General features: G+C 73.2%; 16 protein-coding genes. 7 read left to right on the forward strand and 9 right to left on the reverse strand.

The annotated features are described in order from the left end of the window. The 5 genes from GTW08_RS26050 to GTW08_RS26070 all read right to left on the reverse strand — a co-directional run. On the reverse strand, positions 1 to 154 hold a 154-nt coding region (locus GTW08_RS26050; RefSeq protein WP_161152662.1), incomplete at its 3' end, for a glycerate kinase. Beyond that, entirely contained in the window at positions 151 to 1941 is a 1791-nt protein-coding gene (gcl, locus tag GTW08_RS26055; protein ID WP_073575045.1) for a glyoxylate carboligase, read from the reverse strand. The genes gcl and GTW08_RS26050, both read right to left, overlap by 4 nt. Next, positions 1938 to 2819: an NAD(P)-dependent oxidoreductase gene (locus tag GTW08_RS26060; RefSeq protein WP_073575044.1), complete on the reverse strand. Its 882-nt coding sequence runs from the start codon at positions 2817 to 2819 to the stop codon at positions 1938 to 1940. The genes gcl and GTW08_RS26060 overlap by 4 nt, the downstream gene beginning before the upstream one ends. Continuing rightward, entirely contained in the window at positions 2816 to 3604 is a 789-nt protein-coding gene (locus GTW08_RS26065; RefSeq protein ID WP_073575043.1) for a hydroxypyruvate isomerase family protein, read from the reverse strand. Before GTW08_RS26065 ends, GTW08_RS26060 begins: the two co-directional genes overlap by 4 nt. Before the next feature lie 20 nt (positions 3605 to 3624). Further along, positions 3625 to 4017 carry a hypothetical protein gene (locus GTW08_RS26070; RefSeq protein ID WP_062394669.1) on the reverse strand — a complete coding sequence of 131 codons (393 nt, stop codon included), beginning with the start codon at positions 4015 to 4017 and terminating at the stop codon, positions 3625 to 3627. Positions 4018 to 4305: 288 nt separating this feature from the next. Between GTW08_RS26070 and GTW08_RS26075 the strand changes: the two genes are divergently transcribed. The 5 genes from GTW08_RS26075 (at position 4306) to GTW08_RS26095 (ending at position 9382) form a co-directional block, all read left to right on the forward strand. Beyond that, on the forward strand, positions 4306 to 5781 hold the full coding sequence (locus GTW08_RS26075; RefSeq protein ID WP_253068132.1) for an NCS1 family nucleobase:cation symporter-1: 1476 nt from the start codon (positions 4306 to 4308) through the stop codon (positions 5779 to 5781). Beyond that, positions 5781 to 6515, forward strand: coding sequence for an aspartate/glutamate racemase family protein (locus GTW08_RS26080; protein WP_073575041.1), 735 nt, complete (start codon positions 5781 to 5783; stop codon positions 6513 to 6515). The genes GTW08_RS26075 and GTW08_RS26080 overlap by 1 nt, the downstream gene beginning before the upstream one ends. Further along, complete coding sequence (gene allB / locus GTW08_RS26085) at positions 6512 to 7921, forward strand: allantoinase AllB (protein WP_237454206.1); 1410 nt, start codon at positions 6512 to 6514, stop codon at positions 7919 to 7921. Before GTW08_RS26080 ends, allB begins: the two co-directional genes overlap by 4 nt. Positions 7922 to 7930: 9 nt before the next feature. Further along, on the forward strand, positions 7931 to 8752 hold the full coding sequence (locus GTW08_RS26090; protein ID WP_073575040.1) for an IclR family transcriptional regulator: 822 nt from the start codon (positions 7931 to 7933) through the stop codon (positions 8750 to 8752). A 210-nt stretch (positions 8753 to 8962) separates the two neighbouring features. Further along, positions 8963 to 9382 (forward strand): type IV toxin-antitoxin system AbiEi family antitoxin domain-containing protein, encoded by a 420-nt coding sequence (locus GTW08_RS26095; RefSeq protein WP_073575039.1) that lies wholly within the window; start codon positions 8963 to 8965, stop codon positions 9380 to 9382. A gap of 296 nt (positions 9383 to 9678) precedes the next feature. Here GTW08_RS26095 and GTW08_RS26100 read toward each other — a convergent pair whose 3' ends face one another. Genes GTW08_RS26100 through uraD form a run of 4 tightly spaced genes read right to left on the reverse strand, consistent with a single transcriptional unit; the run spans position 9679 to position 12929 of the window. Beyond that, positions 9679 to 11175 carry a nucleobase:cation symporter-2 family protein gene (locus tag GTW08_RS26100; protein WP_073575038.1) on the reverse strand — a complete coding sequence of 499 codons (1497 nt, stop codon included), beginning with the start codon at positions 11173 to 11175 and terminating at the stop codon, positions 9679 to 9681. 28 nt (positions 11176 to 11203) lie between these two features. Next, entirely contained in the window at positions 11204 to 12118 is a 915-nt protein-coding gene (gene pucL / locus GTW08_RS26105) for a factor-independent urate hydroxylase (RefSeq protein WP_073575037.1), read from the reverse strand. Between the two features lie 2 nt (positions 12119 to 12120). Then, on the reverse strand, positions 12121 to 12426 hold the full coding sequence (locus GTW08_RS26110) for a hydroxyisourate hydrolase (RefSeq protein WP_073575036.1): 306 nt from the start codon (positions 12424 to 12426) through the stop codon (positions 12121 to 12123). Beyond that, positions 12423 to 12929 (reverse strand): 2-oxo-4-hydroxy-4-carboxy-5-ureidoimidazoline decarboxylase, encoded by a 507-nt coding sequence (uraD, locus tag GTW08_RS26115; RefSeq protein WP_073575035.1) that lies wholly within the window; start codon positions 12927 to 12929, stop codon positions 12423 to 12425. The genes GTW08_RS26110 and uraD overlap by 4 nt, the downstream gene beginning before the upstream one ends. 154 nt (positions 12930 to 13083) lie before the next feature. On the opposite strand from uraD, the gene GTW08_RS26120 reads away from it, so the two are divergent. Then, a complete protein-coding gene (locus GTW08_RS26120; protein ID WP_073575034.1) occupies positions 13084 to 13863 on the forward strand; it encodes a GNAT family N-acetyltransferase in 780 nt (259 codons plus the stop codon). Between the two features lie 290 nt (positions 13864 to 14153). Next, positions 14154 to 15791 (forward strand): purine-cytosine permease family protein, encoded by a 1638-nt coding sequence (locus GTW08_RS26125; RefSeq protein ID WP_073575033.1) that lies wholly within the window; start codon positions 14154 to 14156, stop codon positions 15789 to 15791. The last annotated feature ends 162 nt before the right edge of the window (positions 15792 to 15953 follow it).

Genomic DNA, 15953 nt, shown 5'->3' on the forward strand with positions numbered 1-15953 from the left:
CGGCGACGGTGCCCTCGCCGCCGTCGGCGACCGGGCAGCGGCGCACCGGACGGCCCGGGTCGACGTCGGCGATCCCGGCCGCGAGCGCGTCGGTGACGGCGGCGGCGTCCAGCGAGCCCTTGAACTTGTCCGGGGCCAGCAGGATCGCGCTCACCGGCGGTGGGCCAGCGCGGTCGGGGCGTCGGCGGGGGTCTCGGCGAGGTCCTCGAACTCGGTGACGGCGTCGATCTCGGTGCCCATCGCGATGTTCGTGACCCGCTCCAGCACCACCTCGACCACGACGGGCACCTTGTGCTCCGAGGCCAGCTGCGACGCCCGGCGCAGGGTCGTGGCGATCTCGTCGGGCTCGGTGACCCGCAGCCCCACGCAGCCCAGCCCCTCCGCGACGCGGACGTGGTCGACGCCGTAGCCCTTGGGCAGCCCGGTCAGCTCCTCGTCGGCGTGCATGTTGTCGAAGGCCAGGGAGACCTGGAAGTCCATGTCGAACGCGCGCTGCGCCTGCCGGATCAGCCCCAGGTAGGAGTTGTTGACCACGACGTGCACATAGGGCAGTCCGAACTGGGCGCCGACCGCGAGCTCCTCCAGCATGAACTGGAAGTCGTAGTCGCCCGAGAGCGCGACGACCGGGGTCGACGGGTCGGCGACGACGGCGCCCAGCGCGGCCGGGATGGTCCAGCCGAGCGGTCCGGCCTGACCGCAGTTGACCCAGTGCCGGGGCCGGTAGACGTGCAGGAACTGGCCGGCCGCGATCTGGGACAGCCCGATCGTCGTCACGTAGCGGGTCTCCGGGCCGAAGACCCGGTTCATCTCCTGGTACACCCGCTGCGGCTTGATGGGGACGCAGCCGAAGTCGGTGCGCCGCAGCAGCGTCGCCTTCCGCTCGCGGCACGACTCCGCCCACGCGCTGCGGTCCGGCAGCGTCCCGGCGTCGCGGCGGCGGCGGGCCTCGGCCAGCAGGACGCGCAGCGCGGCCCCGGCGTCGGAGACCACGCCGTAGTCGGGGGCGAACACCCGCCCGATCTGGGTGGGCTCGATGTCGACGTGCACGAACCGGCGCCCGCGCCGGTAGGTGTCCAGCCCACCGGTGTGCCGGTTGGCCCAGCGGTTCCCGATCCCGACGACGACGTCGGAGGCCAGGAAGGTGGCGTTGCCGTAGCGGTGCGCGGTCTGCAGCCCGACCATCCCCGCGGCGAGCGGGTGGTCGTCGGGGATCGTGCCCCAGCCCATCAGGGTCGGCACGACGGGGACGCCGAGGATCTCGGCCAGCTCGACGAGCTCGGTGGCGGCATCGGCGTTGACGATGCCGCCGCCCGCGACGATCAGCGGCCGTTCGCCCTCGGCGAGCAGGTCCAGCACCCGCGACGCCTGCGGGCCGGTCATCGCGGGGCGGTGCACCGGCAGCGGGGCGTAGGTGTCGGGGTCGAAGTCGATGACGGTCTGCTGCACGTCGATCGGCAGGTCGATCAGCACGGGACCGGGCCGGCCGGACCGCATGAGGTGGAACGCCTGGGCGAACGCGCCCGGCACCTGCGCGGCCTCGCGCACGGTCATCGCCATCTTGGTGACCGGTGCCGCGATGGCCGCGATGTCGACGGCCTGGAAGTCCTCCTTGTGCAGCCGCGCGACCGGCGCCTGCCCGGTGATCGCCAGGATCGGGATCGAGTCCGCCGACGCCGAGTACAGCCCGGTCACCATGTCGGTGCCCGCCGGGCCGGAGGTGCCGATGCAGACGCCGATGTTCCCCGGGCGCGCGCGGGTGAAGCCCTCGGCCATGTGCGAGGCGCCCTCGACGTGGCGGGCCAGGACGTGGCCGATCGTGCCGCGGGCGCGCATCGCGGCGTAGAAGGGGTTGATCGCCGCACCCGGCACGCCGAACGCCTGCGTGGCGCCCTCGGCCTCCAGGATGCGGACGGCGGCCTCGGCCGCGGTCATCCGGGTCATGACGACTCCCCGTTCAGGCGGCGGACGGTGCGGTGCAGGGCGGAGTGGTCGAGGCCGCCGTCTCCGGCGGCCCGGGTGGCGGCGACGAGCTGGGCGACGAGCGCGGCCACCGGGGCGACCACCCCGGCCTCGCGGGCGGAGTCGGCGACGATGCCCATGTCCTTGTGGTGCAGGTCGATCCGGAAGCCGGAGGCGTAGTCCCCGGCCAGCATCTTCGGGGCTTTCTGGTCGAGGACCTTCGAGCCGGCGAGCCCGCCGCCGAGCACACGGACGGCGGCGTCGAGGTCGGCGCCGTGCGCGCGCAGGAACTCGATCGCCTCGGCGAGCAGGGCGATGTTCCCGGCGACGATCAGCTGGTTCGCGGCCTTGACGGTCTGCCCGGCCCCGGACGGGCCGACGTGCACGACGGTGCTCCCGACGACGTCGAGCAGCGGGCGGGCGGCGGCCACGTCGGCCTCCTCCCCGCCGACCATGATCGACAGGGCGGCGTTCTCGGCGCCCGCCTGGCCGCCGGAGACCGGGGCGTCGAGCATCCGCAGGCCGCGCTCGGCCGCACGGGCGGCGAGGTCACGGGCGACGTCGGGGCGGATCGTGGAGAAGTCGACCACCAGGGTGCCCGGCTCCGCGGTGTCGAACACGCCGCCGTCGCGGGTGCAGACGTCGACGACGTCGGGGGAGTCGGGCAGCATCAGCGCGACCACGTCGGCGCCGGTCACCGCCTCGGCGACCGTCGTGGCGGCCCGGCCGCCGTCGGCGGCGAGGGCCTCCGCCTTCTCCGGGCTCCGGTTGTGGCCGACGACGTCGTGCCCGGCCTTCACGAGGTGGCGGGCCATCGGGCCGCCCATGATCCCGAGGCCGACGAAGGCGATGGCGCTCATGCGGAGGCTCCTTCCCTGGTCAGCCAGCCGAACGGGTCGGCGGTGACGGGCTTGTACTCGAGGCTGACCGGGCCGTCGTAGCCGACGGCGACGACCCGGGCGAGCAGGTCGGCGATCGGCAGGTCCCCGGTGCCGGGTTCACCGCGGCCGGGGGCGTCGGCGATCTGGACGTGGCCGATCCGGTCGGCGTGGCGGTCGATCGCGGCCGCGGGGTCGTCGCCGTTCACAGCGAGGTGGTAGACGTCGAGCAGCAGCCGCAGGTGCGGCGACCCGACCCGGTCGAGCACGGCGACGGCGTCGTCGGCGGTCTTCAGGGGGTAGGCGTCGACGCCGCTGACCGGTTCGAGCAGCGCGACCGCGCCGATGCGGGCGGCCGCGTCGGCGGCCAGTGCGAGGCTGCGGACGGCGGTCTCGTCCTGGACGCGCGGGTCCAGGTCGTCGCGCCGGTTGCCGTGGAGGGCGTTGAAGCCGAGCGTGCCGAGCCGCTCGCCGATGCCGACGGCGACGGCGACGTTGTCGGCGAACTCGCTCGCGCGGTCCGGGTCGGACAGGATGCCGCGCTCGCCCGCGGGCATGTCGCCCGCGGTGAAGTTGAGCCCGGTGAGGGTGACGCCGGCGTCGGCGACGGCGGTGACGAAGGCGTCGACCTCGTGGTCGCCGGGCACGGAGTCCGCGAACGGCCACCAGAACTCGACGGCGTCGAAGCCGGCCGCCGCGGCGGCCGCGGGCCGGTCGAGCAGCGGCAGGTCGGGGAACACGATGGAGCAGTTGACGGTGTAGCGCACTTCAGGGGCCTCCTCGGTCCTCAGGCGGGCTCGGGCAGTCCCCGGTAGGCCCGCCACCCGCCGTGGGTGGTGATGTCGGTGAGCTCGTCGCGCTGGCGCTCCAGCACACCGGGCCGCAACCCGACGGCGAGGACGTCGCGGCCGTCGTCGAGCTCGATGACGGTGAGCTCGAGCTCCGGCGGCTCGTCGGGCAGGAAGTCGGTGCGGATCGCCGAGAGCGGGACGTCGTAGATCTCCCCGGCCAGCGGCACGCCGCCGGAGGGGTCCTCCAGCAGGGCCGGGAACTGGTCGCGTACCGAGTACATGCGGTAGTGCGGAGCGGTCCGGACCCCGCCCAGGAACGGGTGGGCGGACACGTTGTGGTGGAGCCGGCCGCCGCGCATCGCGTCACCGGAACAGAAGAGGGCAGTCACCGGAGCCTCCAATCATTCCGCAATGCGGAAAAGTGATTCCGTTGTGCGGTGTGAATCGGACCACGGCGTCAGGGGGCTGTCAAGCATCGTCGTCGCCGGCGACCCCTTGACGCTTGCGTGACCGGCGCCATAGCTTGATTCCGCTACGTAAGAGATTCGTTTCACATCGCGGAAATCAGCGCGTTACGTTGGACGCGCCACGACGTGGGAACCGAGGTGGCCCCGATGACGGGACCCGGAACGAGCGACCGACCCGCAGCAGCCCCGACCGGTGAGCGGGTGGCCGCCGTGCCCGTCACGCAGGACGGCGCCGACGCACCGAGCCCCCGGCTCTACAACCGCGACCTCGCGCCGACCACCGTCGAGGGACGGTCGTGGAAGGCCTACAACATCTTCACCCTGTGGGCCGTCGACGTGCACAGCCTGGGCAACTACGGCTTCGCCCTCGGCCTGTTCGCGCTCGGCCTCGGCGCCTGGCAGATCCTGGTCTCGCTCGGCATCGGTGCGCTGGTGCTGTTCGTGCTGCTCACCGTCGCCGGGTACATGGGCTACCGGACGGGCCTGCCGTTCCCGGTGATGAGCCGGATCTCCTTCGGCGTGCGCGGTGCCCAGCTCCCGGCCCTGGTGCGGGGCGCGGTCGCGATCGCCTGGTTCGGCATCCAGACCTACCTCGCCACCCGGGTGCTCGTCGTGATGGTCCTGGCCGTGGCGCCGTCGGCCGGTGCGCTGGAGCAGGTGTCGTTCCTGGGGCTGTCGGTGCTGGGCTGGATCTGCTTCGTCGTCCTGTGGGTCGTGCAGGTGGCGATCCTGCTGCGCGGCATGGACGGCATCCGCCGCTACGAGGCCGTCGCCGGCCCGATCGTGCTGGTGACCCTCGCGGTGCTCGCGGGCTGGGTGCTGTGGCAGACCGGTGGCGACATCGCGCTGTCGGTGCCCGAGCCGCTGACCGGCGGGGCGATGTGGGTGCAGATCCTCGCCGGGGCGTCGCTGTGGACGGCGATCTACGGCACCTTCGTCCTCAACTTCTGCGACTTCACCCGCGGCGCGGTGTCCACCGGCGCGGTCCGGCGTGGCAGCTTCTGGGGGATCCTGCCGAACACGCTGTTCTTCGGTGTCGTCGTCGTGGTGCTGGCGGGCGGCCAGCTGCGGATCGGCGGCCAGGTGATCTCCAGCCCGGCCGACGTCGTCAACACCATCCCCAACACCCCGCTGCTGCTGGTCGCCTCCGCGGCGCTGCTGATCCTGACGATCGCGGTCAACCTGATGGCGAACTTCGTGGCCCCCTGCTACGCCCTGTCCAACCTGTTCCCGCGGGTGCTCGACTTCCGCCGGGCCGGGGTGGTGAGCGCGCTGATCGGGCTGATCATCCTGCCCTGGAACCTGTACGACTCTCCGGTGGTGATCACCTACTTCCTGGGTGTGCTCGGCGCGCTGCTCGGCCCGCTGTTCGGGATCGTGATGGCAGACTACTGGCTGGTCCGGCGCGGCCGGATCGACGTCCCCGCGCTCTACACCGAGGCGAGCACCGGCGCCTACCACTACCGGGGCGGGGTCAACCGGCGCGCGGTCGCGGTGTTCGTGCCGTCCGCGGTGGTCGCCGTCGCCGTCGGGTTCGTCCCCGCGCTGGAACCGGTCGCGCCGTTCAGCTGGTTCCTCGGCGCCGGGGTCGCGGCGCTGCTGACCGTGCTCGTCGCCCCGCGCGGACGGACCTACCGCGCGGTCTCCGGGGAGCCGCTGGCCGTCGCACCGGCCGGGGGGCACTGATGCGCGTCGTCGTCGTCAACGTCAACACCACCGGGTCGGTGACCGAGGCCATCGCCGCCTCCGCCCGCGCCGTCGCGGCACCGGGTACCGAGATCGTCGGTCTGACGCCCCGGTTCGGCGCCGAATCGGTCGAGGGCAACCTGGAGAGCTACCTGGCCGCGGTCGGGGTCGCCGACGCCGTCGCGCGTTACGCCGCCTCCGGCGAGCGGTTCGACGCGGTGATCCAGGCCGGCTACGGCGAGCACGGCCGCGAGGGCCTGCAGGAGATGCTCGACGTGCCCGTCGTCGACATCACCGAGGCCGCCGCGACCACCGCGATGTACCTCGGCCACCGCTACTCGGTGGTGACCACCCTGGACCGCACCGTGCCGCTCATCTCCGACCGGCTGCTGCTCGCCGGGCTGGACCGGCGCTGCGCCTCGGTGCGGGCCTCCGGGCTCGCGGTGCTGGAGCTCGAGCAGGACCCGGATCGCGCGGTCGCCGCGATCGTCGAGCAGGCCCGGGTCGCGGTCGAGCAGGACCATGCCGAGGTGATCTGCCTCGGCTGCGGCGGCATGGCCGGGCTGGACGCGAAGGTGCGGGCGGAGACCGGGGTGCCCGTCGTCGACGGGGTGCAGGCCGCGGTCACCGTCGCCGAGTCGCTGGTCCGGCTCGGCCTGACCACCTCGACGAGCCGCACCTACGCGGCACCCCGTACCAAGAAGATCACCGGATTCCCCCTGGAGATGTCATGACCAGCTACGACCTCGTGGTCCGCGGGCAGCGGATCATGACCACCGCCGGCGAGCAGCCCCGCGAGATCGGTGTGACCGGCGGGCGGATCGTCGCCATCGAGCCGCTCGGCAACGCCCTCGACGGGGCCCGGGTGATCGACCTCGCCGACGACGAGGTGCTGCTGCCCGGCCTCGTCGACACCCACGTGCACGTCAACGAGCCCGGCCGCACCGAGTGGGAGGGCTTCGCCTCGGCGACCCGGGCCGCCGCGGCGGGCGGGGTCACCACGATCGTCGACATGCCGCTGAACTCGATCCCGCCGACCGTCGACGTCGCGGCGCTGGAGGTGAAGCGCAAGGTCGCCGAGCACCAGGCGTTCGTCGACGTCGGATTCTGGGGCGGCGCGGTGCCGGGCAACCTCGGCGACCTGCGCGGCCTGCACGACGAGGGCGTCTTCGGGTTCAAGTGCTTCCTGCTGCACTCCGGGGTCGACGAGTTCCCGCCGCTCGACGCCGACGAGATGGAACGCGACATGGCCGAGCTCGCCACCTTCGACGCCGTCATGATCGTGCACGCCGAGGACTCCCGGGCCATCGAGAAGGCGCCCACCCCGCACGGCGCGAAGTACGACACCTTCCTGCGCTCGCGTCCGCGCGGCGCGGAGAACCTGGCGATCGCCGAGGTCATCGAGCGGGCCCGCTGGACCGGGGCGCGCGCGCACGTGCTGCACGTGTCCTCCTCCGACGCGCTCCCGATGATCGCGACCGCGCGGCGCGACGGCGTCCGGATCACCGCCGAGACCTGCCCGCACTACCTCACGCTGTTCGCCGAGGAGATCCCCGACGGCGCCACCACGCACAAGTGCTGCCCGCCGATCCGCGAGGCGTCGAACCGGGAGCTGCTGTGGGAGGGCCTGCTCGACGGGACGATCGACTGCATCGTGTCCGACCACTCGCCCAGCACCGCCGAGCTGAAGCTGCTCGACTCCGGGGACTTCGGGCTCGCCTGGGGCGGGGTGTCGTCGCTGCAGCTGGGGCTGTCGCTGGTGTGGAGCGAGGCCCGCCGGCGCGGCATCGGGCTCGCGCAGGTGGTCCAGTGGATGGCGTCGAAGCCCGCCGACCTGGTCGGGCTGCGTTCCAAGGGCCGGATCGCGCTCGGCTACGACGCCGACCTCGCCGTCTTCGCCCCCGACGCCGCCTTCGTCGTGGACCCGGACCGGTTGCACCACAAGAACAAGGTGAGCGCCTACGCCGGCCGGTCGCTGTCCGGCGTGGTCCGGCGCACCGTCCTGGGCGGCCGCGACGTCGACGTGTCCGGTGAGCCGCACGGCAGGCTGCTGCGCCGCGGCTCGGTGGAGCGGGTGACGGGTGCACCCGGCGCCCCGGACGGCACCGAGGTCCCGGCCGCACCGCCCGAGCAGGGCTAGACTTCCGTCATGCGGAAGAACGATCCCGACAGTCGCGTCGGCGCCGCCGCGGACGTCGCCGCAGCGGCACCGGCCCGCTCGGGGACCGTGCAGTCCGTGGAGCGGGCCGTGGACCTGCTGGAGGCGATGGCCGACGCGGGCGGCACGGTCAGCCTGTCCCACCTCGCGGCCACCTCCGGGCTCCCGCTGCCGACCATCCACCGGCTCGTCCGGACGCTGGCCGGGCGCGGCTACGTCCGCCAGCAGTCCTCGCGGGAGTACGCCCTCGGCCCCCGCCTGGTGCGCCTGGGTGACACCGCCGGGCGTCTGGTGGGGATGTGGGCCCGGCCCCGGCTCGCCGCACTGGTCGACGACCTGGGGGAGAGCGCCAACCTGGCGCTGCTGGAGGGGAACCAGGTCGTCTACGTCGCCCAGGAGCCCGGCCGGCACTCGATGCGGATGTTCACCGAGGTCGGGCGACGGGTGTCGCCGCACTGCACCGCCGTCGGGAAGGCCCTGCTGTCCCGGATGCCGGTCGAGCGGGCGCGGGAGGTGCTGCGGCACACCGACTTCGTGCGGCACACCGACAACACGATCACCTCGCCCGAGGAGTACTTCGCCGAGCTCGACAAGGTCCGTGCCGCCGGGTACGCCGTCGACGAGGGCGAGCAGGAGCTGGGGGTGCGGTGCGTCGCCGTCGCGCTCGACGGGCCGCTGCCCGCCGCGGTGTCCATCTCCGGCCCGACGACCCGGATGACCGACGCGCTCCTCGACTCCGCCGTGCCGAAGCTGCGGTCCGTGGCCGACGCGCTGGTGACCGAGCTGGCCCGGCAGGACGCCGCGGGGGTCTGAGGCCGGGCCCCTGTCGGCGTCGTCCACACCGCGGCCGACGCCGTCGGACTCCGACGGGCCCGACCATGATCGGAGATCCGGAAGGGATCGGTGCCACTGCCGGCACCGATCCCTTCCGAGTCCTCGATCACCACGGGGATGCGGTTCGCGATCGCCACCGGAACGGAGCGAACGGGCCCGGCCGGGGCACCGCGGCCGGATGCTCCGGCGATGACCGAGAGCCCGGACAGCGGCCACGACATCCCCTCCGCCGGTCCCTCCGCCGGTCCCTCCGCCGGTCCCTCCGGCGTGGCCGGAGGGGTCGCCGCGTTGCTGGTCCGGCAGGCCGGCGTCATCAGCCGGGCCCAGGCCATCGCCTGCGGTATGTCGGGGCGCACCGTCGCCCGCCGGGCGTCGACCGGGGCATGGTGCATGGTGCACCCCGGGGTCTACCTGGTCGCCGGGCACCGACCGGGACACGAGAGCAGGGTCCGAGCGGCGGCGCTCTGGGCCGGTCCGCGGGCGACGTTGAGCGGACCCGCAGCCGCGTTCCGGCACCGGATGCTCGACGAGCCGCCCGGCACGATCGGGTTCACGGTCCCGCGCACGATGCACCGGGTCCCCGTCCCCGGGTCCCCGTCCCCGGGGTGACGCTGCGCAGGCGGGTCCTGGACCCGGCCGACCGGACGGTGCTGCACGGCGTCGCGGTGACGACGCCGACGTGCACCGTGCGCGAGGCCGCCCCGGGTGGCGGGACCTCGCTTCCTCGACCGCGCCCTGCAACGTCACGTCGGCTTCGCCGAGCTGCACGCGTGCGCCGTGTCCGTGAGGTCCTGGCCGCCGCAGCGTGACCGGCCCCGGACCGGCAGCGGTGATCGTCGTCCCGGAAGGGATCCGTGCCACGGACGGCACCGGGCCCTTCCGGAACGACGATCATGCTGCGGCGCTCAGTCGTCCCTGACCTGGGTGCCCGGCTTCGCCGTGACCGGCTCGTAGGACTCCGGGCCCAGCACCTCGCCCGAGGCCAGGATCCGGATCTCCCCGGTCTGCACCAGCACCGCAGGGCCCGCCGCGACGACCGACGGCGCCGACGGCCGTCCGGGGGCGAACACGTTGAAGAACAGGTTGAGCAGCACCGCGACGATCGCCGCCGAGCTGATGCCGGAGTGGAAGATCGTCGCGAACCAGTCCGGGAAGTTCGCCCAGAAGTCCGGCGAGACCACCGGGACCAGGCCGAACGCCACCGACGCCGCGACGATCACCATGTTGTTGGTCCCGCGGTACTCGACCGCGGCGAGCGTCCGGATGCCGCTGGCGGCGACCGTGCCGAACAGCACGATGCCCGCCCCGCCGAGCACCGGCTGCGGGATCGACGAGAACACCGCGGACGCCATCGGCGAGAGCCCCAGCACCAGCAGGAGCAGCCCACCGGCGGCGACGGCGAACCGGCTCCGGATCCCGGTCAGCGCGACGAGCCCGACGTTCTGGGCGAACGCCGTCGCCGGGAAGGAGTTGAACACCGGCGCGACCACCGAGGCGGCCATGTCGGCGCGCAGACCGTCGCCGACCCGGCGGGCGTCCACCCGGGTCTCGACGACCTCGCCGACCGCGAGGATGTCGGCGGTGGTCTCCACCATGATCACCAGGACCACGATGACCATCGAGACGGTCGCCCCGACCGTGAACAGCGGGGTGCCGAACGCGAACGGCGCGGGCAGCGCGGCGACGCTCGCCCCGCCGACGCCGGAGAAGTCGCTCAGCCCGGCCACCAGCGCGACGACGGTCCCGACCAGCAGCCCGAGCAGCACCGACAGCCGCGAGAGCACCGCGATCTTCCCGGCGACGACCACCACCAGGAAGGTGAACCCGGCCAGCGCGATCGAGGGCAGCGCGGCGAACTCGGGGTTGGGCACCGTCGCCCCGCCCACGGTGACGGTCTCCCGGCCGGTGATCCAGCCGGTCGCCACCGGCATCAGCGACAGCCCGATCACGGTGATGATCGACCCGGTCACCACCGGCGGGAACAGCCGCACCACCCGGGCGAAGAACGGGGTGATGAGAAGCCCGGCCGCGGCTGCGACGATCACCGCGCCGTAGACGGTGCGCAGGCCGTCGGTGCCGTCGTCGCCGACGATCGCGATCATCGTCGACACCGAGGCGAACGACGTGCCCTGCACCAGTGGCAGCTGCGACCCGAAGAACGGCAGGCCGAGGGTCTGCAGCAGGGTGGCGAGCCCGCTGATGAACAGCCCGGAGGCGACGAGCACGGCGCTCTGCGCGGGGGTGAGCCCGGCCGCACCGCCGATGATGATCGGTACCGCGATCACGCCGCCGAACATCGCGAGGATGTGCTGGACGCCGTAGCCGATCGTCGGTCCGATCCCGAGCCGTTCGTCCTCCGGGCGCAGTGCCTGTTCCGTGCTCGTGGCCTGTTCCGTGCTCATGGCGGATCCCCTCGGTGGGAGTGGCGGGTCAGACGAACGACGGCACGTCGGTCCACGCCTCCGGCGCCGGGGTCACGCCGTCACGGACGACGGTGCCCTCGATCAGGCCGTAGGGGCGGTCCGCGGCGTGGAAGACCTCGTTCGGGTTCTTGAGCCCGAACGGCGACAGGTCGGAGAGGAAGTGGTGCTTGTTGGGCATCGCGAACCGGATCTCGGCGACGCCGTCGCAGGCCTCGACCGCGGCCCGGCCCATCTCGTAGAGCGACTGCTGCAGCGCGAGCGAGTGGGTGGTGGCGAACGCCGACAGCATCGCCGCGCCGATCGCGTCGTAGGCGCCGTTGAAGTCGATCCCGGCGGCGACGGCGTCGGGCAGGTAGCGCCAGCGCGCGGTGACCGAGGTGGCGAGGATGCGGTCGTCGGTCTCGACCAGGGTGGTGTAGCGGTCGCGCGGGAAGCCGTGGAACTCGCTGCCGGTGGACTTCAGCACGGTGAGATCCTTCAGCCCGGCGGTGACGTGGGTGGCCCCGCCGGTCTTCTGCACCGTCGCCAGCCGGGTGGCCCGGCCCTTCCGGACGAACGAGTGGTCGTGCCCGGCGCCGTCGACGACGATCCGCTCCCACTCGTACAGCTCGGCCTGCCAGAGCCCGCCGGTGATCCAGTCGAACTCGCCGGTGAAGTGGTCGCCGAGCAGCAGCAGGAACTCCTCGGGCGAGGTGATCCCGTGCTCGGAGGCGAAGGCGTACACCACGTTCTTCTGGGTGTCGGTGGCGACGACCTTGGAGTTGTCGCCGGTCAGGTAGCTGCTCTCCAGGGCGGCGCCCCGCAGCTGGCTGGTCACGTTGAGGTCGGTGATCTCGTGCCGGGCGGTGTCGCGCACGACCCGCACCACGCGGACCTCCGCCTTGCCGTACTTGTTGTCGCCGAGGTGGACCGAGACGGACATGATCAGCTCCCGAGGTAGGTGGAGTAGGAGTAGGGCGACAGCAGCAGCGGGACGTGGTGGTGGCGGTCGGTGTGCTCCGGGCGGAACGCGATCGACACCTCCGGGAAGAACGGGCTCGGCGTCGTGAACGTGATCCGGTGGAGCACCCCCGCGGTGAGCGTGGCGGACTCCGGGGCGCGCCAGCGGCCGTCGTCGTCGGTGGTGCCCGACGCCAGCACGGTCCCGTCGGCGCCGGTCAGGGTGACCGGGACGCCGGTGGCCGGGCGGCCCGCCGCGGCGTCGAGGACGTGGGTGGAGAAGCTGCTCATGCCAGCACCTGCCGCATCCGCAGGGCGGTGATCTCGGCCAGCTGACCGGCGGCCTCGGCGCGTTCGGCGGCCGGGTCGTTGCCCAGCCTGCGCTCCAGCTCGGCGAGGATCTGCCCGGCGTCGCGGCCGGCAGCCCGGATCAGGAAGACGTGGCCGAATCGCTGCTCGTAGGCGGCGTTGCCGGCGGCGAGCCGGGCGGCGGTGTCCGCCCCGGTGTCCACGCCGGACTGTTCGGAACGGGAGAACGCGGCGCCGTCGGCATGGGCGCCGCCGGGGCGCTCGCCGATGCGGGGGTGCCCGGCCAGCGCGGCGTCGATCTCGGCGCTGTCCAGGGCGAGGACCGCCTTCTCCGCCGCGGCGACGGCGTCGTCGACGCTGCCGTAGGGGCGTCCGGCCAGCAGCCGGTCCGCCCACCCCGGCGACGTGGCGCAGGCACGCAGGGCCGGGCGCAGCTCGTCGGGTGGGGCGGTGTTGAGTCGGTCGAGGGTCAGGTCGTCCGGCATGGGTCCTGCTTCCGTACTTGTCCGTGAAGTTTCACGATGCGGAATCGTGGTTCCGAAGTGTCATCAGTGTTGGTTTCGCGACGGCAGGGTGTCAAGGGTCACCCGGCCGAACGGCCCTGCCGGAGCACGCGGGACCGGCGGACCATCCCCGGTCATGACCACCGAGACGCTCACCACCGGCTGGGAGCCGGACAGCCCGGTCGGTGACAGCCTCGCGCGCCGGTTCGTGCACGCCTACGCCGACCGGACCACCGCCATGGCGGCCCGGTCCGGCGGGCGGGCGCGACGGGTGGCCGGTGCCGTCCTGGCCGACCCCGGGTCCCCGTTCGGCTACGACAACGCGGTCGTCCTGACCGCCCCGCCGGGCCCCGGCGACCTGCGCCGGGTGCTCGACGACGCGGCCGGGTTCTTCCCGCCGCACCGCTGGTGGGTGCTGCTCTCGCTGTTCGCGCTGCCCGACCTGGGCGGGTACGGGCTGGTGCGGGTCGGCCATCCGCCGCTGATGTTCCGCCCGCCGGGACCGCTGCCGCCGCCCCCGCCGGGCCTGCGGATCCGGACGGTGCCCGACGCCGACCCGGCCGACTTCGAGCGCGTCCTGGTCGCCGGCTACGGCCTCGCCGAGGTGGGGCGGCCGGCCGTCGCGGACCCGCGGTCCGCGGGCCTGCTGCACCTGGTCGTCGGGTACGCCGGGGACGAGCCGGTCGCGACGGCCGGGGCGGGCGTGCACCACGGCGTGGTCGAGGTCGACTGGGTGTCGGTGCTGCCGGAGCACCGGGGCCGCGGGTTCGGCGGGGCGGTCACCGCGGCCGTCTGCGCGGCCGCGCCCGGGCTGCCGTCGCTGCTGATCTCCAGCGACGACGGCCATCCGGTCTACCGCCGGCTGGGTTTCTGGGACCTGTTCCGCACGACGATGTGGGAACACCCGCCCTCCTGACCGATCGCCCAGCGTCCCCGCCCGCCCTCGCCCGTCGCCACCGTCGTCGCGGGGCCGCCGTCCGCCCCGGCCACCCCGTCCACCACGGTGGCCGGTCCGGCGCGGGGACGCACCCGTCGTGCCCGGATCGTCACGCAGTCGTCCCGGCCGGTCCGCCGGCCGTCACGCGGCGCCCGGATCGTCCGGGGCCGGTGTCACGCAGTCGTCACCCGACGGCAACCGGCGCCGCCGTTGCGGAACGCACCATTCCTCACCGGTGGTCCTCCGACCCGGCCACCGTGGGAGCTTCGATGACACAGGAGATGGACCGGACCACGGCGGCGCCGGCGGGAGCCGCGCGCGAGACGCTGGAGGACTACACGCTGCGGTTCGCGCCGCGCAGCTACCGCCGCTGGTCACCCGGCGTCGTCGGCGTGACCGCGCTCGGCGGCATCGCCTATCTCGCCGACTTCGCGATCGGCGCGAACATCGGCATCTCGTACGGCACGGTCAACGCCCTGTGGGGCATCGCCGTGTTCGCGTTGGTGATCATCGCGACCGGGCTGCCGCTGGCGTACTACGCGGCCCGCTACAACCTGGACCTGGACCTGATCACCCGCGGCAGCGGCTTCGGCTATTACGGCTCGATCCTGACCAACGTCATCTTCGCGACCTTCACCTTCATCTTCTTCGCCCTCGAGGGCTCGATCATGGCCCAGGGTCTCGAGCTGGGCCTGGGGCTGCCGCTGTGGGCGGGCTACGCCGTGTCCACGGTGATCATCTTCCCGCTGGTCGTGTACGGGATGTCGCTGCTGTCCACGCTGCAGGTGTGGACGACGCCGCTGTGGCTGGTCCTGATGGTGCTGCCCTTCGGCTACCTGCTCCTGGCGCACCCGGACTCGGTGTCGACGTTCCTGGCCTACCAGGGCGAGGACGGCGCGGGCGCCCCGAGTCTCGGCTCGGTCATGCTCGCCGCCGGGGTGTGCCTGTCGCTGATCGCCCAGATCGCCGAGCAGATCGACTACCTGCGGTTCATGCCACCCAGGACCCCGGAGAACGCCCGCCGCTGGTGGGCCGCGACGCTGCTCGCCGGACCGGGCTGGGTGCTGTTCGGGGCGGCGAAGCAGGTCGTCGGGCTGTTCCTCGCCGTCTACCTGATCGCGAACCTGGCCGACGGCGCGACGGTGGCCAACGAGCCGGTGCACCAGTTCCTGGCCATCTACCAGGAGCTCATGCCCGCGTGGCTGGCCATCACCCTGGCCGTGGTGCTCGTCGTCATCAGCCAGATCAAGATCAACGTCACCAACGCCTACTCCGGCTCGCTGGCCTGGACCAACTCCTTCACCCGGGTCACCGGCACCTACCCCGGGCGGCTGGTGTTCCTCGGCGTCAACCTGGTGATCGCGCTCGTGCTGATGGAGGCGAACATGTTCGACTTCCTCAACGCGATCCTCGGGTTCTACGCCAACATGGGCATCGCCTGGATCGTCGTGGTCGCCACCGACATCGTGGTGAACAAGTACCTGCTCGGCATCTCGCCGAAGGTCCCGGAGTTCCGCCGCGGCATGCTGTACGCGGTCAACCCGGTCGGGTTCGGCTCGGTGGTCGTCGCGGGCGGGCTGTCCATCGCGGCGTTCTTCGGGCTGCTGGGCGAGGCGATCGCCCCGTTCTCGCCGCTGGCCGCGATCGTGCTCGGGGTGGTGCTGCCCCCGGTGATCGCGCTGGCCACCCGGGGCCGCTGGTACCTGCGCCGCACCGACGACGGCATCGACCTGCCGATGCTCGACGAGCACGGCAACCCCTCGGCCGTCACCCTGCCGTGCCACGTGTGCGGTCAGGACCTGGAACGACCGGACATGGCGGCCTGCCCCGCGCACGACGCCTACGTGTGCTCGCTGTGCCTGAGCACCGACCGGACGGGCGAGCACCTGCTCCCGGCCCAGGTGTGACCGCCACCGGTGGGGGAGCGGCACCCGGCCCCTCACCGGTGCCGGTCGCCCGACGGCTCAGGAGGCGGCGCGGACCGCCTCGGCGAGGCGGCGGGCGGCGGTGACGGCGTCGTGCGCGACGGCCGTCGCGAGCGCCCCGCGTCCCGGCAGCGGGGACAGGCT

Source organism: Pseudonocardia sp. SID8383 (assembly GCF_009864975.1).
Taxonomy (GTDB): domain Bacteria; phylum Actinomycetota; class Actinomycetes; order Mycobacteriales; family Pseudonocardiaceae; genus Pseudonocardia; species Pseudonocardia alni.